This is a genomic window from Pseudomonas sp. PDM28 (assembly GCF_019219115.1).
GTDB classification, from domain to species: domain Bacteria; phylum Pseudomonadota; class Gammaproteobacteria; order Pseudomonadales; family Pseudomonadaceae; genus Aquipseudomonas; species Aquipseudomonas laurylsulfatiphila.
Genome location: NZ_JAHUWG010000004.1, coordinates 516269 through 537554, shown reverse-complemented (window position 1 = coordinate 537554; position 21286 = coordinate 516269). Strand labels below are relative to the sequence as shown.

Below are 21286 nucleotides of genomic sequence, written 5' to 3'. Positions count from 1 at the left end.
CCGATGAACGCCGCCCAACTGCGACGCGTGAACGTTGAAAGCTTTGCGCACTATCGTCAGGGCCTGATCGACCTGCTGCTCGATGCCGTCGGCTATGGCGCCAGTGTCGGCTTCATGGCCGGCCTCGATGCGACCCAGGCCCACGCCTATTTCGATGAGGTCCAGGACAACCTGAACAAGGGCAATCTGTTGCTGTGGGTGGTGGTCAAGGACGAACAGGTGCAGGCCAGCGTGCAGTTGGGTTTGTGCCAGAAAGCCAACGGCCTGAACCGCGCCGAAGTGCAAAAGCTGCTGGTGCGCGAACATGCCCGGCGTCGCGGTCTGGGCCAGCAACTGATGAACGCTCTGGAGGCGGCCGCCCTGCAGCACAAGCGCGGCATGCTGTACCTCGACACCGAGGCCGGCTCGCCCGCCGAAGCCTTCTATCAATCGCTGGGCTATTCCCGCGCCGGTGAAATCCCCGACTACGCCTGCGACCCGAGCGGCCGCTACAAACCGACCGCCCTCTACTACAAGATTCTCCAAGGAGCGCATTGATGATTCCCGGCGAATACCAGATCCAGCCCGGCGACATCGAACTCAACGTCGGCCGCCGCACGATCAGCCTGAAGGTGGCCAACAGCGGTGACCGGCCGATCCAGGTCGGCTCGCATTATCACTTTTTCGAAACCAACGACGCCCTGGCGTTCGACCGTGCCGCCAGTCGCGGCATGCGCCTGAACATCCCAGCCGGCACGGCGGTGCGTTTCGAACCGGGGCAGAGTCGCGAGGTGGAATTGGTGGATCTGGCGGGGCATCGTCGGGTGTTCGGGTTTGCCGGCAGGATCATGGGCGATCTCTGATTGATGCGATGTCTGCACCGGCCCCTTAGCGAGCAAGCCCGCTCCCACATTCGACCGAGTTCCTCCGGTTGGAATGCGGGCAACTGTGGGAGCGGGCTTGCTCGCGAATCTGTGAGCGAAGCGAAAAGTCTCAAATACAATTGAATCCCAAGGCAAGCGCATGAAAATCTCAAGACAAGCCTACGCCGACATGTTCGGTCCCACCGTCGGTGACAAGGTGCGCCTGGCCGATACCGAGTTGTGGATCGAAGTGGAACAGGACTTCACCACCTACGGCGAAGAAGTGAAATTCGGTGGCGGTAAAGTCATTCGTGACGGCCAGGGTCAGAGCCAGTTGCTGGCCGCCGACGTGGTCGACACCCTCATCACCAACGCGCTGATCATCGATCACTGGGGTATCGTCAAGGCCGACGTCGGCCTCAAGGACGGGCGCATCGCGGCGATCGGCAAGGCTGGCAACCCGGACATCCAGCCCAACGTCAACATCGCCATTGGCGCCAGCACCGAAGTCATCGCCGGCGAAGGCATGATCCTCACCGCCGGCGGCATCGACACCCATATCCACTTCATCTGCCCGCAGCAGATCGAAGAGGCATTGATGAGCGGTGTCACCACCATGATCGGTGGCGGCACCGGACCGGCTACCGGCACCAACGCGACCACCTGCACCTCCGGGCCGTGGCACCTGGCGCGCATGCTTCAGGCTGCCGACGCCTTTCCCATGAACATCGGTCTCACCGGCAAGGGCAACGCCAGCTTGCCGGAGCCGTTGATCGAACAGGTCAAGGCCGGTGCCATCGGCCTCAAGTTGCATGAGGACTGGGGCACCACGCCCGCGAGCATCGACAACTGCCTGAGCGTGGCCGACCGGTTCGACGTGCAGGTGGCGATCCACACCGACACCCTCAACGAATCCGGTTTCGTCGAGACCACCCTCGCCGCCTTCAAGGGCCGCACCATTCACACCTATCACACCGAAGGTGCCGGTGGCGGTCACGCGCCGGACATCATCAAGGCCTGCGGTTTTGCCAACGTGCTGCCGAGTTCGACCAACCCGACCCGGCCGTTCACCCGCAACACCATCGACGAACACCTCGACATGCTGATGGTCTGCCATCATCTCGACCCGAGCATTGCCGAGGATGTGGCCTTCGCCGAAAGCCGCATTCGCCGTGAGACGATTGCCGCCGAAGACATCCTCCACGACCTCGGTGCGTTCTCGATGATCAGCTCCGACAGCCAGGCCATGGGGCGGGTCGGTGAAGTCATCACCCGCACCTGGCAGACTGCCGACAAGATGAAAAGACAGCGCGGGCCGCTGCCCGGTGATGGCGCCGGCAACGACAACTTCCGCGCCAAGCGCTACATCGCCAAGTACACCATCAACCCGGCGATCACCCACGGCATCAGCCATGAAGTGGGTTCGGTCGAAGTGGGCAAATGGGCGGACCTGGTCCTCTGGCGGCCGGCGTTTTTCGGCGTGAAACCGACGCTGATTCTCAAGGGCGGCGCCATCGCGGCCAGCCTGATGGGCGACGCCAATGCCTCGATCCCGACACCGCAACCGGTGCACTACCGCCCGATGTTCGCCAGCTACGGCGGCTCGCTGCACGCCACCAGCCTGACCTTCATCAGTCAGGCGGCGCAGGAGGCCGGCTTGCCTGAAGCGCTGGGTTTGAAGAAGAAAATCGCTGTGGTCAAAGGTTGCCGCGACGTGCAGAAAACCGACCTGATCCACAACGACTACCTGCCGAAAATCGATGTCGATCCGCAGACCTATCAGGTCAAGGCCGATGGGGTTTTGCTGTGGTGTGAGCCAGCTGAGACATTGCCGATGGCCCAGCGTTACTTCCTGTTCTGAACCGGCAACCACGACACGAGCAAAGGCCTCGCACGCCCTGTGTCGAGGCCTTTGTTTTTTCCGTGATTACTGAACGGATTCAATCCGCAGCCGATCCAGCTTGGCCCGAATCATCGCTTCCCGTGTCAGTTTTTTCAGCAACTGCGTAATCTGCAGATCGATGTCATCCAAGGCTTGAACATATTCCTCGTCAGTCATCAGCTTGCCGTCCGCAAAGTCAGTTTCACTTTTGCCCAACTCACTGCACAACCCCTTGATTTCCGCCTCCACCGCCGCCTTTCCCTCGGCGGTGAGCCGCGTACCATCGGCCCGACGCTGCAATGCATCCTGCAAATCGGTGGTCGCGTCGATCCTGCGCTTCAAGCCGTTCAATTCCTCGCGGTAAGTCGTCTCCAGCCAGGTTCGCCAGAGCGGTTGCTCGAAGAGGCGATCAATCAGCAGATCACCTTCCTCCAGCGCCTTGATCCGCTGGAACGCTGCTTCGATCATCTCCTTGCTCACACCGGCGATTTTTCGAAACTGCATGCCCCGCGCCTGCCACGGCAAATCCAGTCGCTCTGCCAGATCGGTCATGTAGGCCAAGTGCACTTCCACTTCATCGATAGTGCCGATCACATCGCCATTGGCGTCGTAGCGACGGAACCTTTCGCCGTTAGCCAGCCGCGCAGACACTCGCTGACGGGCAATGGCACCGAGCTCATCGAGCCGGGACTTGCCAAGGGCCAGCTCCAGCAATTGCGCCTCGATCAGGTCCGCACGCACCAGGGCGTAGGCTTCGTGCACCATCACCTGCACGCCCATGGCATTGAACAGTTGCGTGCCGCCATCCACGCACTCAGTGGGCGTTGCCGCCTCGTTGAACAGCTTGATTCGCAGTTCGCTGTCGCTGGCCATGGCTTCGAGCATGCGCCAGACCTTGGTCGTCAGTTCCGTCTGATAGTCACCGCCGGCCTTGAAGTCGGCGGACTGGGTGAGCTTGCGCAGCTCATTGAAAAACGGCACCGAACCAAACTCGTCTTCAACGTCGTTCCAGACTTCCTGCTTTTCCTGCCATTGCCGATCAGTCATGCCCATCCACCAATCCGCGCTGTCGAGCAGACCTCGGGGTGGGTATGGGCGGTCCGGGTCCATGCCGACCGACTCGATGTACAACCTGAGGGTGTCGAGATTTTCCGGCGATATCCAGTGCGGCTCCCGACTGATCACCGTGCGTGCCAGCAGCTCGGCGCGAAACGATCCGGGCGCGACTTGCGGTATCCGGCTGATTGGATTGCGGCTCAATTCAATGAAAATACTGCGTGGCCGCGACTGGGAAAACAGACCGACAGGCCAACTATCCAGTCCGGTATCGCTCAATACCAATACCTGCAAATGCGGCATCCGGCTGACATCAGGAATGAGCTTCAGCGGGTTGCCGCGCAGCGCCAACGACCTCAGGCGTGTCAGATTCTTCAGGCGATCAACTGCCACTGGATCCAGCTCGATGCGGTTGTCGTTGAGGTACAGGTCGGTGAGATGACGCATGTCCTTCAGTACCGGCGGAAAAGCGCTCAGCAGATTGTCTTGCAGGTTGAGGTAGCGCACCTGATGGAACGGCTCGAGGAACGACAGGTTCCCGGAACGCAACTGCCCACCGCGCAGGCTCAGGCTGGTGACATGATCGAAGTTGGCCTCCAGTCTCGGCAGGGTTTCCAGCAGTCGGCTCAGCTTGGGAATGTTGTCCAGAGTCAAGGCCTGTGGCCGCACGATCCCGTAAGCCTCGATGCCCTCCGGCCCGGTGCGCTGCCAGCATTGCCTGAGCGCTTTGTAGATATTGTTTCGCGCATGCCACTCCGCCACGCCCGCCGGGGTAAAACGAGCGGATTGCGTCGGCGAATTCATCCAGCGTTGCAGGGTGCGGTTCAACTGGTTGAACTCGGCCTCCAGCACGGTCAGCCGCGCATGCACCGCCCCTTCGCCCTGACCGAAACCCGCCAGCAGTGCCTCCACTTCCTCCGAGGTAAAATCCGGATACAGTGCAAGAACCCGTTGTCGCAGCCCCACGCCTTGCGGTGCTTGTCGGGCATAACCACGCATGCCGCCACGCAAGCGCATGAGGCTCGGGTCGTAAGCCGGCCTGGTGATCGGGTTGTCCCGCAGAATCGGCTCAAACCGGGATCGATCCAGCGGCTGCGCCCTGACCGCTTGCTCAAGGCGTGAAGACTCATGGATTTCAAAGCCAAGCGCTGTGCGCTCAGGGTCGGGCAAGGCATGCAGCACCGCCGCGTACAGATTGTCCGCACCGTGCAGATGCTGATCGAGCGCATCACGCGCCTCGTAACGACCATGTTCATTCAACACCAATACCTTGCGGATCGATGCATCCTCTGGACCGAGACTATCGGCCAGCGGACCGTCAAATGAGTACTCGCGGATTTCCAGACGCAAATCCGCCGACCAGCCCGGCAGGTTGGCCAGAGAATGCAGTTCCAGGCGCGCGGTGTCGGCGTTATGCAATGAGTCGAGGTAGAAGCCTTCATAGGCTCGCGTCACCCGCAGCTGATATGCAGCCTCCCGGGCTTGTTCAGTCAATCTCAAGGGAACGCGCTGTTTTTCGCTCAGGTGTTGCACGTCCGATGGCTGTGCATCACGCAGCAGTTCTTTCGCCTGGGCGGTCGCGAGTTCTGCGCCATCATTCTTGAGCAGGTTCACCAGGGGGTCGGCCGAACGCGTCCGACTTGCATACAGCCCATCGAACAGACGCCTTTTGTGCAGGCGTGCCTGCCCCGCCAGTTGCTCGCGCAGCGCTACGACACGCGCCTGCCGGTCCCCGGAGTACCGCTGTCCGAGCACGTCGCGCAGGGCCCGTTCATCGAGGAACCCGACTACCCGTTCGGTCAACGCACCGGCGAGCAGATCCTGCCGGGTCATGCGCAAGGTCTCGGCCGGCAGCGCATCGGCGTAACCCTCCTTGATCGACGCACCTGACAGGTCCGGGCTGTCGAAGATTTCGATGGCTTTACCGTCGGGCCAGCCCGGCACTTCAGTCATGAAACGTGGCAGAAAACCGGCCCATTCCTCATCGACCCGGTTCGCCAGGATATGCGCTGCGCAAGCGTCGGCATCGGCGTGGGTCTTGTAGCGTTCCAGGGTGTCGAGCAGCAACGCGGGCGGGGTTTCATGCTCGACATGGAGCCTGCGCAGCACGTTTTCATGTACGCCGCTGGCAGTCAAAATATGCTCCAGGGTCTCATCGGAAAGCCCCTCCACCGAAGCGCCCAGACGCCTGAGCACTACACGCCGATCCCATTCGAGCGGTTGATCGAGTTCGGTCTTCCAGCTGCCGGCACCGTTGTGCTCCAACAGCGGCTGATAGGCCTCGGCGCGAGTCGGGTGTTGCAGCCGATGCTGGCCGGTTTCCGGGTCTTGCCTGACGGCATAGCATTTGTCGTCTAGCCGCAGCAGGTCCTGTTCCTGATGACGGTACAACCCTGTGTCACCGGCCTTCGCCCCATCGGGCAATGTTATCGATTGCTCATAAGGCGCGAGGTCAGGGTTCCACAACCGCTCCTTGCCGCCGACTTCCACTGGCTTGAACCCCTCGACAAATGGCGACACCTTGATCGGTGCGACAGTAGTGCCGGGCAACACATGTCCGGCGCCCATCAGTGCCAGTTGCGCGAAGTTGATCAAGACCCCGTTGAAGTACGCCGAAGCCTGTTCCTTGTCACCCTTGCTCCAGTCCTCTACGCCTTCGGCAACCTCGGCGAGCATTTGCGCGACCATGATGCCGAGCATGGCTTCGCCCAGCCCCGGCACCAGCATTGCGGCGAAATTGAAAACATTCCAGCCGATCGACAGGTAACCGCTCAGGCGCTTGAAGCGCGCGTTGGCATCCTCGTCACCGGTCGGTACGGCGATCAGCCGGGCATCGGCGATGGCCTTGTTACGCCGTTCCACAAACAGGGTGATCCACAGATCATCCGCGATCTGGTTGGTTACCGGTTCCGCATCCGGATTTTCGACCGCCGTTTCACGCCACCACGGGCCCATGTCCAGCGGTTCGCGCTCATGCCAGGTGTAGGTCGTGAGACGCTCTTTGACCCGGGCGAAAAACAGTCCCTTGTCCTTCTGCGCCACAAACCGGCTGAAAAAGGCCTGGTAATCCGTATTTCTCAACTGCCCCAGGAGCGCCTTCATGAACGCGGTCAGCGAGGGATACTCTTTCAACGGATGGTCAGGATCATCGGGCACATAGGCGATCAACGGACCGCTTACACGACTCTGTTGATAGATATCGTCGCGGCGCAACAGCTCATCGCTCAACCCCTGCGGCCCATTGGCGAAGAAGGCTTGCAGCAGTTTGAATTGATCGTATTCCCGGCCCGGAAGAACAGGGACGCGGTGCGACCAGTCGATCCAGAATCTCAACAGGGCCGGCGTCAACGCTTCAACTTCGCGCTTTATTTGCGATGGCTCGCTGACCGCGCTGAACAACACGATGCCCGTCAAGCGAGAACCCATCAGCGACAAGCGATGCCCCTGCAACGGCCGGTCGTACAGCGTGATGTTTGCCTGCCCCTCACGCACCTGGCCCAGTTTGACGTAGGCATGGTCACTGATATCGCCCTTCAATCGGGCAATCAGTGCGGCCAGATGAAAGGCCGCCTTGTCACTGGCCACCGAGTCTTGTTGCAAGGTTCGCTGTGCTTGCGGGGTATCGGGCAACAGGACGGACTTGATGTGCCGCTGGTATTGCCCGCCGATGTCCAGGCTGCGACACAACGCGGCAAAATCCGGCAGGGCAATGGCCGACTCCAGGCTGAGACTGCCCCGGTTGTCCTTGCGGTAAATACCGGAGCTGTCCCGGAACGCCCCTTCGACGGCCTCGGACTCTTCGAAGTTGTGCAGTGCCGCCTCCAGCAAGGTCGACTGGCGGACGCGACTGGCGCCAGTGTCGATGCCGAAGATGATCGTACTGGGCACCTCGAGCTGCACGCTGAGTTCGTCGGCGCGTTCAACCGAGTTGAAATTAGCCTGCAACATATCCCTGAGCAGCGGTTCGGCGAAGGCCTCAATGTCGTGTTGCAAGCTGCCCAGGGTTTTGTCCAGTACGCCCTGCACACGCCAGCGCTCCTCGATCAACTGCTTCAGGTACTGGCGGTCGATGGCCCGTGCGTCGCTGTACCACTCGGGCATCGTCGGCTTCAGGGTTTCAAGGGATTTGAGCCTTGCAGGCGGGGCATTTTTCAGGGCGCCCGGTATCCCGTCGAATACGCGACGGTAATGCACGCCCTGGTGTTCGACGCCTGTGCTTTCAATCGTTTGCTGTGAATGGCTTCCATGCAATTCAGACACTGTTACATCACCTTGATGGCTGGATTTGAACCCACAGCTTCGCCAACCCGCCCGCCAAACAAAAGCCCAAATAACCGTTGGGCCGCCCCTGGAAAAAGGCCTCCACCGTTCGAAATTCAAAGAGCCTTCAATATATAAGTACCGCCACAGAGACCTGGACTTATGCCACCGAACGAGCGGTCGTGTTTTTTCCGGCAAAGGGACTACTATTCGATTCGCTGTCCCCCGATTCATGCTCAGGTATCCGCCATGCGTCTTTCCGAATTCATCGTGCTACAGGTTGATCGCATCGTCGATGAGTGGGAGCAGTTCGCCAAAACCATCACCCCGGCCGCCGAATCCATGGACAGCGCCGCCTTGCGCGACCATGCCCGGTCGATCCTGCTGGCCGCGGCCCGGGACATGTGCAAACCCCAGACACCCGCCGAACAAGCGGCCAAGGCACGCGGCGAAGGCCCGGAAAAAACCCCGAGCCTCGACGAGGCCGGTGCCAGCCATGGCGAGTTGCGCCATACCGTGGGTTTTGACCTGGTGCAGATGACCAGTGAATTCCGTCATTTGCGCGCCTGTGTCATCCGCCTGTGGGTCAACAGCCTGCAGTCACCTGACCTGGCCTACTTCCAGGACATGATCCGCTTCAACGAAGCCATCGACGAAGCCCTGGCCGAATCCACCGCCGCCTATGCCGAAATGGTCAACCGCTCCCGGGACATTTTCCTCGCGATCCTCGGTCATGACCTGCGCGCGCCCCTGCAGGCGGTGAGCATGTCCACCGAAATCCTGCTGCGCAAAGCCGCGTTGGAAGGTGATGCGCTCAAGTGCGCGATCAATATCCAGCGCAGCACCGGACATCTGGCAGTGATGGTCGGGGATTTGCTGGAACTGGTGCGCAGTCGCCTGGGCAAGCATCTGCCGATCGAACCGGCGCCCATGGACCTGGCTGAAGCGGCACGGGAGGCGATTGCGCGGGCCTGTGCCGGTCAACCGGAGTGCGATCCAACCCTGACCGTGCAGGGTGACACCCGCGGCACCTGGGACCCGCGCCGGCTCGACCAGATGCTGCAAAACCTGATCGGCAATGCCTTGCAACACGGTTCGAGCAAACGTGAAGTGACCTTGACCCTCAAGGGCGAGGCCGACAGCGTTCGGCTGACGGTGCAGAACGACGGAGTCCCCATCCCCTGCGATGCGATCCCGACCCTTTTCGACCCGTTGGTGCGCAGTGCCAGCGAAGAACTCGGCGAGCCTACTACCAGCCTTGGGTTGGGGTTGTTTATCGTCAAGGAAGTGGTCGACGCCCATCAGGGGACGATTGAAGTCAGTTCCAGTGAAATGGATGGCACGATCTTTACCGTGGTGTTGCCACGCAAAACCTGAAGCCCCCCCGTGTAGGAGCTGCCGCAGGCTGCGATCTTTTGATTTTGCTTTTGAAGTCTTGCATCAGCAGGAGCAATGAAACACAAGATCAAAAGATCGCAGCCTGCGGCAGCTCCTACTCCACCAACAACCGCCCCAACCGCTGCTTGAGCATGCGGTTCTCGGCGCGCAGCTGCTGCACTTCTTCAAGCAGGTCCAGCGCCAGGGCGACGCCTTCCCACTCCAGGTCGAGGTCGCGCCGCAGCTTGGCGGCACGCTTGGCCAGGGTCAGCTCATAGTCGTTGAAAACCCAGTCCTTGGGCTGAGCGCCCTGAGGTTCGAGGATGCCGTGCTCGACGATTTCGATCACGTAGACGTCCGACAGCTCGGTCGCCTCACAGAATTCTGCCATGTCCAGTTGAACGATCAGGGGACTGCTCATTGTCAGTGACTCCTTGGTTCTAAGGGATCAAAAATGCTCTCGCGGGTCGAATGCGGCTTTTTTCGCCAGTTCCTGCCACAGGGCCTTGATGTCATCGTCGGATTTCTTCGGCATCACGGCCTTCAATTGCACGAACAGGTAACCGCGCTCACCGGCCTTGTTCATCAGGCCATGGCCCTTGGCGCGCATGCGCTGGCCGTTCTGGCTGCCGGCCGGCACCTTCAGGTTGATCTTGCCGGTCAGGGTCGGCACGGCGACTTCGGCCCCCAGCGCCAGCTCCCACGGAGCCAGTGGCAAGGTGATGATCAGGTTATCGCCTTCGACATCGAATTTCGGGTGCGGTGCGAAACGGATCGTCAGGTATAGGTCGCCATTGGCGCCGCCGCCCACACCCGGAGCGCCCTGCCCCTTGAGGCGAATGCGCTCGCCGTCGACCACACCGGCCGGAATCTTCACGTTCAGGCTTTTGCTGGTGTTGCTCACATGCTGGCCGGCCGCGTTGTACTGCGGTACCTGGAAGGTGACCTTCTTCGATTCGGTCGACAGTGTTTCTTCGAGAAAAACCCCAAGCTCCATTTCCACGTCTTGCCCTCGACGTCCGGTGCTGCGACGCGACTGTCCACCACCATTGAAACCAGGCCCACGATTGCCGAAAATCGAACTGAAGAAGTCCGAGAAATCGCCCGTGTCCTGGCCACCGCCACCAAAACCGCCACGGCTTTGCCAGCCCGGTGGTCCCTGGAACGGCTGGCCGTGCTGGCCATAGCGGCGCAGATCATCGTATTCGGCGCGCTTGTCGGCACTTTTCAGCGCTTCATAGGCTTCCGAGGCGTCCTTGAACTTGGCCTCGGCGTCCTTTTCCTTGCTGACGTCAGGGTGGTATTTGCGCGCCAGCTTGCGATAGGCGGCCTTGATCGCCTTATCGTCTGCGGTCGGTTCCACACCGAGAATCTTGTAATAGTCTTTGAAGTCCATCGCGGGAATCACCATCCGTTATCAAATCGCGCCACGGGCCACAGCATGCGCTTGTTTGCAGCCGTTGGTTTGACCGATCTCAAATTTGTGACCGGGCGGCGCAGCAGAAGTTTATCGGCAGCCGGCGGGGCTTCTTGCGAGCACGCCCGCCGCTGTCCGGTTGATGCAGGGTAGTTTGGGGGGGATGCCCCATCTTTCAAGGCATTGTTTGCGAAGAATTAGCAGATAACCGGCCTTCGAATCTGGCGCGCACTGGCATACACTGCGCGGCCGTTTTTTAACCGGAACCTGAAAGACATGAACAACGCATCTCCAGCCCGTGCCGTGGGTATCGACTTTGGCACGTCCAACTCCACCGTCGGCTGGCTGCGCCCCGGCGTGGAAACGCTGATCGCGCTGGAGGACGACAAGATCACCCTGCCGTCAGTGGTCTTCTTCAATATCGAAGAACGTCGCCCGGTGTACGGCCGGCTGGCGCTGCACGAGTACCTGGAAGGCTACGAAGGCCGCCTGATGCGCTCGCTCAAGAGCCTGCTGGGTTCCAAGCTGATCAAGCACGACACCAGCGTCCTCGGCACAGCCATGCCGTTCAAGGACCTGCTCGGGCTGTTCATTGGCCAGCTCAAGAGCCGTGCCGAGGCCGCCGCCGGTCGGGAATTCGAAGAAGTGGTGCTGGGTCGGCCGGTGTTCTTCGTCGATGACGATCCGATGGCCGACAAGGAAGCCGAAGACACCCTGGTCGACGTGGCGCGCAAGATCGGCTTCAAGGAAGTCTCGTTCCAGTTCGAACCGATTGCCGCGGCATTCGACTATGAGTCGACCATCGAGAAAGAAGAGCTGGTACTGATCGTCGACATCGGCGGCGGTACGTCCGACTTCTCCCTGGTGCGCCTGTCGCCGGAGCGGCGTGCTGTGGATAACCGCCAGGACGACATCCTCGCCACCGGCGGCGTGCACATCGGCGGGACCGACTTCGACAAGCAACTCTCGCTGGCCGGCCTGATGCCGCTGTTCGGCTACGGCAGCCGGATGAAGAGCGGTGCCTACATGCCCACCAGCCATCACATGAACCTGGCGACCTGGCACACGATCAACTCGGTGTACTCGCAAAAATCGCAACTGGCCCTGGGCAGCATGCGCTACGACATCGAGGACACCGGCGGCATCGATCGCCTGTTCAAGCTGATCGAACAGCGCGCCGGCCACTGGCTGGCGATGGAAGTGGAAGAAACCAAGATCCAGCTGACCCACGCCGACAACCGCCACGTGCCGCTGGACCGCATTGAAGCAGGCCTGAGCGTGGACCTGAGCCGTGCGCTGTTCGAGTCGGCCATCGACAACCTGCTGGAGCGGGTGCGCAACAGCGTCACCCAATTGCTGACAGACGCCGATGTCCGGGTCGATCAGGTCGACACGGTGTTCTTCACTGGCGGCTCAAGCGGCATTCCGGCGCTGCGCAACAGTGTTTCGGCGATGCTGCCGAAGGCCCGGCATGTGGAAGGGAACATCTTTGGCAGTATCGGTAGTGGCTTGGCGATCGAGGCTGCGAAACGCTACGGGTCGATGGGCTGATCCAAAATCTTTGGCGCGCCCTTCGCGAGCAAGCCCGCTCCCACAGGTCATGCACAGTCCTTGTGGGAGCGGGCTTGCTCGCGAAGAGGCCAGCTCAGACAACAAAGATCCAGCGGATCAAACCATCCCCACCTGCTTCAACTCACTCTTCAGATACGCGTAGTAAATCGGCCCCGCCACCACCCCCGGCAGGCCGAACGCGGCCTCGAACACCAGCATCGCCAGCAGCAACTCCCACGACTTGGCACTGATCTGCCCGCCAACGATGCGCGCGTTGAGGAAGTATTCGAGCTTGTGGATAAAAATCAGGTACCCCAGCGCCGCGACGGCGACCCAGATCGACAGCGACAGACCGACGATGGTGATCAGGGTGTTGGACATCAGGTTGCCGATCACCGGCAGCAGGCCGAGCAGGAACGTCAGCACGATCAGGGTTTTGGTCAGCGGCAGCTTGATGCCGAACATCGGCAGGATCACCGCCAGGAAAATCCCGGTGAAGAAGGTGTTGAGCAGGGAAATCTTGATCTGGGCGAACACGATGTTGCGAAACGCCTGGACCAGCAGGTGCAGTCGATCAAACAGCGCCGCCGCCAGCGGTTTGCGCTTGGTCAGATCCGGCACACGCTGCAACGCAATGATCGCGCCCAGCACCATGCCGATCAGCAGGGTCACGAACATGTGTGCCGCGTCCTTGCCCACCAGCTGCAATTCGCTCAGGTGCTTGCTGACCCACTCGCCAATGGCCACACGAAACTCGGCGGCACTGGCCGGCAGATAGGCGTCGATGAACGGCGGCAGTTGCCCGCGTGCGCGGTCGACCACCCCCATGAATTTGTCGAGGGAAGCGCCGGGGTTTTCCGCCTCATGCAGCAGGAAGCTGAAGGCACCGGCAAAGATCAGCGACAGTACGCTGACAATCAGAGTCCCCAGCAATGCCACCGCCAGCCAGCGCGCACGCCGGCCTTCGATCAGCCGTTGCAGTTGCGGGGTGAGCATGTTGACCAGCTCGAACACCAGCAACCCGGCGAGCAGGCTCGGCAGCAACCGCAGCGGCAGGACCAGCAGCAGTCCGCCAAAAATGATGACCCAGCTGATGACCAGCAAAACTTGACGCTGAGAAAACGTTGGCATACAGCCTCAAAAACGAACGGCATAAAAAGGATTGGCAGTCTGCCAGCGATCCGGTGCGAGCACTAGGATTGTGTGGATCGACCTTGGTCGGGGGGTAGCTCAAGCGACTCGGCGCCCTTGTCGACCTCTTCGTCGGAACGCCGCCCGGAGCAAGCCCGCTCCCACATGGTTTCTGTACTGAACAAAAATTGCGCAGGCATCCAGGATCCCTGTGGGAGCGGGCTTGCCCGCGAAGAGGGCGGCCCATTCACCACAAGCGTCCAGGTTTATTTTTTCTTCAGGCAATCACTCATGAACGCCTTGCGCTCATCACCCTTGAGGGCTTTGGTGGCGGCGTCGGCGTTGCAGGTTTTCATTTTCTCTTGCTGCGGCGTCAAGGCCTTGCCGGCATCGTTTGCCGCCGGAGTAGCCTTCAGGCAGGTGCTCATGAAAGCTTTGCGCTCGTCGCCCTTGAGGCTCTTGGCCGTGGCGTCGGCATTGCAGGTAGTCATCTTTTCCTGTTGGGCTGTGGCGGCGAAGCCCTGGGAGCAGAGCAGCAAACCGATCATCAACAAAGGGACACGCAAATTCTTCATGGAGTTTTCTCCTGGTCGCCACACCGAGGGGCGCGGCCTCGTACTGAAGTGTAGACAACCCCTGTTACACCTTCCTGTTCTCCAGATGGCTGCGCCGATACTGCTCCGGCGTACATCCGGCCTGGCGCTGGAACATCGCGATAAACGCCGAGCCGGTGCTGTAGCCCATGTCGAAAGCGATTTCCTGAATGCTGCGCTGGCTGTCCAGCGCTTCGATCGCTGCCAGAAAGCGCAGGCGCTGGCGCCACTCACCGAAGCTCATGCCCAGCTCCCGCACGAACTGCCGCGCCAGGGTGCGTTCACTGACATGGATGCGTGCGGCCCATTCCGACAATGGCCGGTTATCCCCGGGCTCGGCCTGCAATGCTTCCAGAATCCCCAGCAATCCGGGGCTGCTGGCGTAGGGCAAGTAGCACTCGTGCACCGGGGCCTGTTGCAGTTGATCCACCAATACCTGGGCCAGACGCTGGTCCGCATCGAGCTCGGGAATTTGCACGTCCCGGGCGGCGAAATCCTTGAGGATCGCCTTGAGGATGTCGCTGATGGCCAGGGTACAGGCTCGCGACGGCAGTTCGGCGCACACCTTGGGCGCCAGGCACACGGCGCGGTAGTTGACCGGTTGATGGCTATAGAAACTGTGCTCGATCTGTGGCGGCACCCACACCGCGTATTGCGGAGGCGACATGAAGCGGCTGCCCTCGACGTCCATGTGCAGTACGCCGTGGGCTGCATATTCCAGTGTCCCCCAGGGATGTCGATGGGGGGCGGCGTATTCGTGGGCGTCAAAATCGGCGTAGCGGAAGTACACCGCCGACGGCAGTTCGCTGAAATCCAGCAGGTCGATGTGTTTACTGCTCATGCTGTCCGTCATCAGGGGCGAGTTGTCCGGATCGAAGTATAGGCTTGTATCCAGACAAGCGGATAATTGCACTTCATTAACGTTCTGGTTTTTCCCGATGCAATACGCTTATCCCCTGCTGGCCATTTTCATCTGGGCCGGCAATACCGTGATCACCAAAATGTCGGCCGGGGCGATCTTCCCCGCCGAGATCGGTTTCTACCGCTGGCTGCTGGCCGGTTTGCTGTTCACGCCCTTCATGCTCAAACCGGTGCTCGCCCATTGGCCGCTGATCCGCCCGAAACTGGGCAAGATCTTTGTCCTCGGTGTTCTCGGCATGGCGGTCTATCAAAGCCTGGCGTACTTCGCCGCGAGCCTGACCTCAGCCACCAACATGGGCATCATCCTGTCGCTGATGCCGCTGATGTCGCTCGCCATGGCGATCATCAGCCTCGGCCAGCGCCTGACCATGGGTGCCCTGGCCGGTGCGGTGCTGTCGTTCGCCGGTGTCCTGGTGGTGGTATCGTCCGGCAGCCTGGGCGCCTTGCTCGAACACGGGGTCAACCTGGGCGACGCGATGATGCTGATCGCGACCCTGGCCTACGCGGTCTACAGCACCCTGTTGAAAAAATGGCAGCTGAAACTGCCGCCGCTGGTGCTCTTGTATCTGCAGGTGCTGGTGGCTGTGGTGGTGCTGTTTCCGCTGTTCCTCGCCTCACCGAAAGTCGGCCCGACCCTGCAGAACATTCCGCTGGTGCTGTACGCCTGCCTGCTGGCTTCGATGGTCGCGCCGTTGGCGTGGATGCAGGCGGTGGTACGTTTGGGGCCGAGCCGGACCACGCAGTTTTTCAATTTGCTGCCGTTGATTACCGCATTGATTGCAGCGGTGGTGCTGCATGAACAACTGGCGATGTATCACCTGGTGGGCGGGGTGTTGACCCTGGGTGGGGTGATTGTTTCCGAGCGTTGGACCACCGTGCTTGGTCGCAAGATTAGCGTTGCCTGATCCGGCGCTTTCGCGGGCAAGCCCGCTCCCACAGGGGATTGCATTCCATTGTGGGAGCGTGGCTTGGTCCGGGCGGCGTTCCGACGATAAACGATAACGCGGTCTAAAGCCCCGTCGCGCTTAGTCGCGCCGCATGTTCGACAAACAACCGCACCGGCGCAGCCCCCTTGCCCACCAGCCCCAGCGACTGGTTGACGATATCGAAGTGATCCAGCGGATACTCATCGCCAATCACCGTGCCCAGGTGCGAGCTGTAGCGCCCGACCATGCCGTCGCAATGCCCGGCTTCACGGACGAAGGTTTTGGCGAACAACCGGCAGCTGCGGTTGGTACCGTCCAGCAGATTGCGCCCGCGATCGGTAATGCCCGGCTGCAAGGTCCCGGACCAGGAGTAATAACGCACGCCGTTGACCTCTTCCGGCCCGTGACCGCCCCAGGTTTCAGGCAAGCCCTGTGGATAACGTTGGTTGAACAGCGCAACGCCAGCGCTGGTGAGGGAGAGATGGGACGCATGGATATCCACCGGCAGCTTCGGCCCGCGGTAACCGGTATCCAGCAACCCCATCAGCGCGCTGACCATCCGCAGCAAAAAACACAGCAGATGACCACGGACGCTGTCATGGGGGTAATGCTTGTGCAGATAATCGGCAAGCTCCGAACCATGGTTCGGCCCCGCCACCGAGGTCACCGATGCCACCAGGTCCGGACGCTTGGCGGCGGCGTAGCGGGCGGTCAGCGAGCCCTGGCTATGACCGATCAGGTTGACCTTGTCGGCCCCGGTTTCCCGCAGGATTTCGTCGATGCGCGCCAGCAATTGCTCGCCGCGTACTTCGTTCGAATTAAGCGGCGAGACCTGCACGGCGAACACCACGGCCCCACCACGGCGCAGCGCCTCGACGATCCCGTACCAGTACGGATAAAGCACCAGGCGGATGAACCCGAGCATTCCCGGGACCAGCACCAGCGGGTAGCGCGGGGCAGAACCTTGCAACATGGGTGGACTTCCTTGTGGTCGGGTGGTGACGCAAGGCGCAATGCAAGACATCCGCCAAGCTACGCCTGCGAAGATGACAACTCGACGACAAGTCTATGTCATCCGCCCTACTTCAACCCCGCCACACCCGCCACGATCAGCCCGACCGAGACCAGTTTTATCACGCTCAGGCTTTCCCCCAGCAGCGCGAACCCGAGAAACACCGTGCCCAGCGAACCGATGGCGGTCCAGATCGGGTACGCGATGCTCACGGGTAACTCGCGCATGGCCAGGGTCAGGAAGTAGATCCCGCCCACAGCGGCCACCACCGTGATCAGCGAAGGCCAAAGCCGGGTGAAGCCCTCGGCGTATTTCATGCCCATGGCGAAGGTGACTTCGAACCCGGCGGCGACCAGCAGAAACACCCAGGCCATCTAGAACTCCCCGGCCAGCGCCAGCAAGCGCTGCTCAGCCTCGGCGGCAGAGATTGCAAAGCTGCGCTCGGCGGACTCCTCGCCCTCGGCAGCGACCACCGTGACATCGGTGATGCCGATGAATCCGAGCACCGTGCGCAGTAGTGTGTCGGCATGGTTCATGGCTTCCAGCTCGCCGCCCGGACCAAAACCGAAGCCGCCACGGCTGGTGATGATCAGGGCTTTTTTGCCTTGCACCAACGGTTGGTACTGGGCCACGCCATTGTCCAGGGTGTGATCGAAGGTCAGCCCCACCCGCACGATCTGATCGATCCAGGCCTTCAAGCCGCTGGGTACGCTGAAGTTGTGCATTGGTGTGGAAATTACCAGCACATCATGGCCAAGCAGTTCGCCGACCAGTTCGTCGCTGAACGCCAGATCGGCCTGCATCGACAGCGGCCGAGCGTCGGGCTCGGGGTAAAACGCGGCGGCCACGAATGCCTCGTTGACCGGAGGGATCAGCGCCCGACCGACTTCGCGTCGGGTCAGTGGCGAGTGTGGATGACGGGCCTGCCAGGCCGACAGAAACACTTCGGCCAAACGCCGGGAGTGCGAACGATCGCCACGGGGGCTGGCATGAACGGCAAGGATTTTACTCATCTGAATCTCCTCAGGGACTAAACTCAAACGGCTTGTGGCTTGCAGCTTGAAGCTCGCGGCCGCGCCCCTTCAAATGAGTAAAAATCAGCCAAGATGAATCCATTTCATCTGTGGAGTTTCCGATGTTCGCCTCGCTGCCCTTGACCGCCCTGCGCGCCTTCGAATCCGCCTCACGCCTGTTGAGTTTCAAGGCCGCCGCCGAAGAACTGTCCGTCACCCCAACGGCGGTGTCTCATCAGATCCGTTCCCTGGAGAGCTGGCTCGGCGTACCGCTGTTCGAACGCCTGCCGCGCCAGGTGCGCCTGACCGAGTGCGGCGAACGGCTGTTCCAGAGCCTGCACGGAGCTTTCCTCGAAGTGGCGCAAAGTGTCGATACCCTGCGCCCGCAACGCAGCGGCGCCAACCTGACGGTCTCCACCACCGCAGCCTTCGCCGCACTGTGGCTGGTACCTCGGTTGGGACGCTTCTACGCCCGGCACCCGAATATCAACGTGCGCCTCGACACCCACTGCGAAGTCATCGATCTGCATCAGGACGCCAGTGTCGATCTGGTGCTGCGCTACAGCCTCGACGATTACCCCAACCTGTACGGCCAGTGCCTGTTCGATGAGTCCTTCGGTGTCTACGGTTCGCCCGAACAAGTGGCGCTGGCGTTGAACCGTGCCCCGACGCTGATCAGCGTGCGCTGGCACAACTCGAAACTCTATGCCCACGGCTGGGAGGCCTGGTGCGCGCAATCGGGCGAAACCTGGCTGAGCGGTCGGCCAGCGGTGCGCGAATACGACGAAGAGCATTACGCCCTGCAAGCGGCCATTGCCGGGCAGGGTCTGGTGCTGGCAAGCAATATTCTGGTGTCGGAAAGCGTGGCCAGCGGCCTTTTGTTGCCGTACCGGGGAGACATCCAGGTCGATGGCGCCGGCTACAGCGCACTGTGCGTGCCGGGACGCGAACGCCATCCACCGGTTCGGGCGTTTTTTGCGTGGCTGCGTGAAGAGGCGTTGGCGTCGGGACATGCTCTGGCGTGAGGATTGTTGCGGCTGTCAGACCGCCATCGCGAGCAAGCTCGCTCCCACATTGTTCCTGCATACACAGATCATTGTGGGAGCGAGCCTGCTCGCGATGGGGCCCCTACAGACGCCCAATTATTTGCCTGGTTTGACGGTAACAGGCGCCTTGCCCGACTTCATCTGCTCCAGCAACGGCGCGCATTGATTCGGCTCACCACCACTCGGTGCCACCAGTGCCAGCAACCCTGCCGCCGGTGCGGCGATGACGCCCAGCGCCACCATTCCGGCGCCGCGCAGCATCAACGGCACGGCCTTGACCCCGGCATCGGGCTTGATGAACTTGCCACGCACATACAGCGGCGAACGCAATGAAATCAGGCGCCAGCCCTTGGATTCCGGGGTGATGGTCAGGTCCAGTTGTTCCGTCGCCATGTTAGCGGTGCCGTCGATGTAGACGATGGCGTTCTCGGTGTCGAATACGAACAGCCGGGTGGTTGCCAGGCCGGACTGGATACCGAAATCGGCGGCCGCGCAGTTGATCCTCACTTCCTTGTCGCCAAAGATCTTGCCCACCACATAGTTGCCGACGTTCAGGCCCGCCAGCTCCATCAGTTCGCGACTGATGGCGCCATCGTTGATCAGCATTTTCAAATTGCCGTTGGCGCTGCCCAGCAGCCTGGCCACCGAATTGCCGCGCCCGCTGATATCTGCGTCGCCATTGAGCTCACCAAAACTGGTTTTCATCGGTTCAAAGCCGGGGAACAACTGTTTGAGCTTGAAGCCCCGCGCCGTGAGCCTGGCGTGGCCTTCCAGGGGATCGGTGTGGCCGTTCAGGCGAATCTGCGCGTCCAGCTTGCCGCCAGCCACGCCGAAGCGCAGCGGTTCGAGGCTGAGCACGCCATCGGTGAGCACCAGATGGGTATAGAGGTCGTTGAATGGCAATTTTTCGCTGTGCACGATGCGCTTGCCGGTGAACTCGACATCGGCGTCCATATCGCGCCAGCGGTCTGTCTTGAACTCTTCGACCGGCAACACTTTGTCCGCCGGTTGTTTGCTGTCACCGCCACGGGCCTTCTGTTTGGCGTTGGAATCGGCTCCGATCAGCGGCGCCAGGTCAGCGAACAGCAATTGATTGGACAGCAGCGAGCCGCTGAGTTTTGGCCGTGGCTGGCTGGCCACGTAAGTCAGACTGCCGTGGATGTCACTCTCGCCGATCTTGCCGTTGAATGCTTCATAGCGGAACACCGCGCCACCCGGTTCGTGCAACTTGGCGATCAGATGGCCGTCGGTGGCATAGGGTGGCGTGTCCGGCAGGATCACGCCGGTCAGCGGGTAGAGGTTGCCCAGGCTGGTGCCGGCCAGTTTCAGGCGCAAGTCCAGGGCGCCGAGATTCAGCGGATCGGTCAGGGTACCAGCCAGTTCGACGCTGGAATCGGCGATCTTCACCTGTGCCTGAAGCGGAAACGGCCGTGCCGCATCCTGCAACGCCAACAGCCCGCCAATCTTGCCCTGGCCGGCGAGTTTCTGACCGTGGTACTGGCCGTTGACCTTGAGGGCGAACGCATAATCCTGGGGTGACGAGCCCTTCTCCTGCGCGGCTTTCGCCGCTTTGTCGCCGACGATATCGCTGAACGGAATCGGCTTGCCCAACGGATCGATCAGCACGTCGAGCTGCGTCTTCAGGCTCTGGTCGTCGAGGGTGACGTGGCCCTTGTCGAAGCCGATCGCACCGATATCCACCACCCAACTGGAAGGCTCGGCGTTCGGGTCTTTGGGGTCGAATTTGAACGTCCAGTTGGCGCGCCCGTCAGCCAGGCGTTGCAGCTGCGCATTTGGCTCGGCGAGGTCGATACGCGGGATCACCACCCGCTGTGCCAGCAAAGCCAGGGGTGAAATGCGCAACTCGACACGCTTGAGAGTGGCCATCTGCGGTTGCTTCGACCAGTCCGGGTTGCCCAGGCTGAGGTCCTCGGCCACCACATGAGGCCATGGCACCCAGGCGCGCCAGCCGCTTTCATCGGGCTCGGTCTGCCAGACCACCGACAGATTGCCGTTGATGGCAAAAGCGCGGTGCAGTTCTTCGGAAACCTTGGCATTGAGCGGCGGTTTGATCCGGTTCCAGTCGAAGAACACGATGATCAGCACCAGCAACGCCAACAAGGTAAGGAAGGTGGAAAGGGTCCAGACAAACGTCTTTTGGGTGCGCGTCATTGCACAGAGCTCCTGAAACGACTGAGCGCCCCGACTGCGGCGCACAGGTGAAACGGTGAGCCGGAAGCGGCTCGCCATGAAGTCTAC

17 protein-coding genes are annotated in these 21286 nt (G+C 61.1%); 7 read left to right on the top strand and 10 right to left on the bottom strand.

What is annotated here, in order from left to right:
* Positions 1–3 precede the first annotated feature (3 nt).
* From KW841_RS11730 to ureC, 3 genes are all read left to right on the top strand, one after another.
* Complete coding sequence (locus tag KW841_RS11730; protein ID WP_218476093.1) at positions 4–537, top strand: GNAT family N-acetyltransferase; 534 nt, start codon at positions 4–6, stop codon at positions 535–537.
* Positions 537–842, top strand: coding sequence for an urease subunit beta (locus tag KW841_RS11725; protein ID WP_007979653.1), 306 nt, complete (start codon positions 537–539; stop codon positions 840–842). Before KW841_RS11730 ends, KW841_RS11725 begins: the two co-directional genes overlap by 1 nt.
* Positions 843–1002: 160 nt before the next feature.
* Positions 1003–2703: an urease subunit alpha gene (ureC, locus tag KW841_RS11720; RefSeq protein ID WP_218476090.1), complete on the top strand. Its 1701-nt coding sequence runs from the start codon at positions 1003–1005 to the stop codon at positions 2701–2703.
* A 66-nt stretch (positions 2704–2769) separates the two neighbouring features.
* On the opposite strand, the gene KW841_RS11715 is transcribed toward ureC, so the two are convergent.
* Positions 2770–8040 (bottom strand): dermonecrotic toxin domain-containing protein, encoded by a 5271-nt coding sequence (locus KW841_RS11715; protein WP_218476077.1) that lies wholly within the window; start codon positions 8038–8040, stop codon positions 2770–2772.
* A 249-nt stretch (positions 8041–8289) separates the two neighbouring features.
* On the opposite strand from KW841_RS11715, the gene KW841_RS11710 reads away from it, so the two are divergent.
* On the top strand, positions 8290–9417 hold the full coding sequence (locus KW841_RS11710; protein ID WP_007979661.1) for a sensor histidine kinase KdpD: 1128 nt from the start codon (positions 8290–8292) through the stop codon (positions 9415–9417).
* A 115-nt stretch (positions 9418–9532) separates the two neighbouring features.
* On the opposite strand, the gene KW841_RS11705 is transcribed toward KW841_RS11710, so the two are convergent.
* Both KW841_RS11705 and KW841_RS11700 read right to left on the bottom strand, forming a co-directional pair.
* Positions 9533–9838, bottom strand: coding sequence for a chaperone modulator CbpM (locus KW841_RS11705; protein ID WP_007979663.1), 306 nt, complete (start codon positions 9836–9838; stop codon positions 9533–9535).
* Positions 9839–9865: 27 nt separating this feature from the next.
* Complete coding sequence (locus tag KW841_RS11700; RefSeq protein ID WP_218476075.1) at positions 9866–10813, bottom strand: DnaJ C-terminal domain-containing protein; 948 nt, start codon at positions 10811–10813, stop codon at positions 9866–9868.
* Positions 10814–11110: 297 nt separating this feature from the next.
* Between KW841_RS11700 and KW841_RS11695 the strand changes: the two genes are divergently transcribed.
* Positions 11111–12385: an Hsp70 family protein gene (locus KW841_RS11695; protein ID WP_218476072.1), complete on the top strand. Its 1275-nt coding sequence runs from the start codon at positions 11111–11113 to the stop codon at positions 12383–12385.
* A 117-nt stretch (positions 12386–12502) separates the two neighbouring features.
* On the opposite strand, the gene KW841_RS11690 is transcribed toward KW841_RS11695, so the two are convergent.
* The 3 genes from KW841_RS11690 to KW841_RS11680 form a co-directional block, all read right to left on the bottom strand.
* Positions 12503–13516 carry an AI-2E family transporter gene (locus tag KW841_RS11690; RefSeq protein WP_007979667.1) on the bottom strand — a complete coding sequence of 338 codons (1014 nt, stop codon included), beginning with the start codon at positions 13514–13516 and terminating at the stop codon, positions 12503–12505.
* Between the two features lie 266 nt (positions 13517–13782).
* On the bottom strand, positions 13783–14091 hold the full coding sequence (locus KW841_RS11685) for a PsiF family protein (protein ID WP_007979669.1): 309 nt from the start codon (positions 14089–14091) through the stop codon (positions 13783–13785).
* A gap of 64 nt (positions 14092–14155) precedes the next feature.
* Positions 14156–14950 (bottom strand): helix-turn-helix transcriptional regulator, encoded by a 795-nt coding sequence (locus KW841_RS11680; RefSeq protein ID WP_218476070.1) that lies wholly within the window; start codon positions 14948–14950, stop codon positions 14156–14158.
* A 97-nt stretch (positions 14951–15047) separates the two neighbouring features.
* Between KW841_RS11680 and KW841_RS11675 the strand changes: the two genes are divergently transcribed.
* Complete coding sequence (locus tag KW841_RS11675) at positions 15048–15935, top strand: DMT family transporter (RefSeq protein WP_007979672.1); 888 nt, start codon at positions 15048–15050, stop codon at positions 15933–15935.
* Between the two features lie 103 nt (positions 15936–16038).
* On the opposite strand, the gene KW841_RS11670 is transcribed toward KW841_RS11675, so the two are convergent.
* From KW841_RS11670 to KW841_RS11660, 3 genes are all read right to left on the bottom strand, one after another.
* Complete coding sequence (locus tag KW841_RS11670; protein ID WP_218476068.1) at positions 16039–16929, bottom strand: triacylglycerol lipase; 891 nt, start codon at positions 16927–16929, stop codon at positions 16039–16041.
* A gap of 107 nt (positions 16930–17036) precedes the next feature.
* Positions 17037–17342 carry a multidrug efflux SMR transporter gene (locus tag KW841_RS11665; protein WP_007979676.1) on the bottom strand — a complete coding sequence of 102 codons (306 nt, stop codon included), beginning with the start codon at positions 17340–17342 and terminating at the stop codon, positions 17037–17039.
* Positions 17343–17981, bottom strand: a complete 639-nt coding sequence (locus KW841_RS11660; protein ID WP_218476066.1) for an FMN-dependent NADH-azoreductase — start codon at positions 17979–17981, stop codon at positions 17343–17345.
* Positions 17982–18091: 110 nt separating this feature from the next.
* Here KW841_RS11660 and KW841_RS11655 point away from each other — a divergent pair, with 110 nt between their 5' ends.
* Positions 18092–19006, top strand: coding sequence for a LysR substrate-binding domain-containing protein (locus KW841_RS11655; protein ID WP_162130298.1), 915 nt, complete (start codon positions 18092–18094; stop codon positions 19004–19006).
* 117 nt (positions 19007–19123) lie between these two features.
* Here KW841_RS11655 and KW841_RS11650 read toward each other — a convergent pair whose 3' ends face one another.
* Positions 19124–21199: an AsmA family protein gene (locus KW841_RS11650; protein WP_218476063.1), complete on the bottom strand. Its 2076-nt coding sequence runs from the start codon at positions 21197–21199 to the stop codon at positions 19124–19126.
* Between the last annotated feature and the right edge of the window lie 87 nt (positions 21200–21286).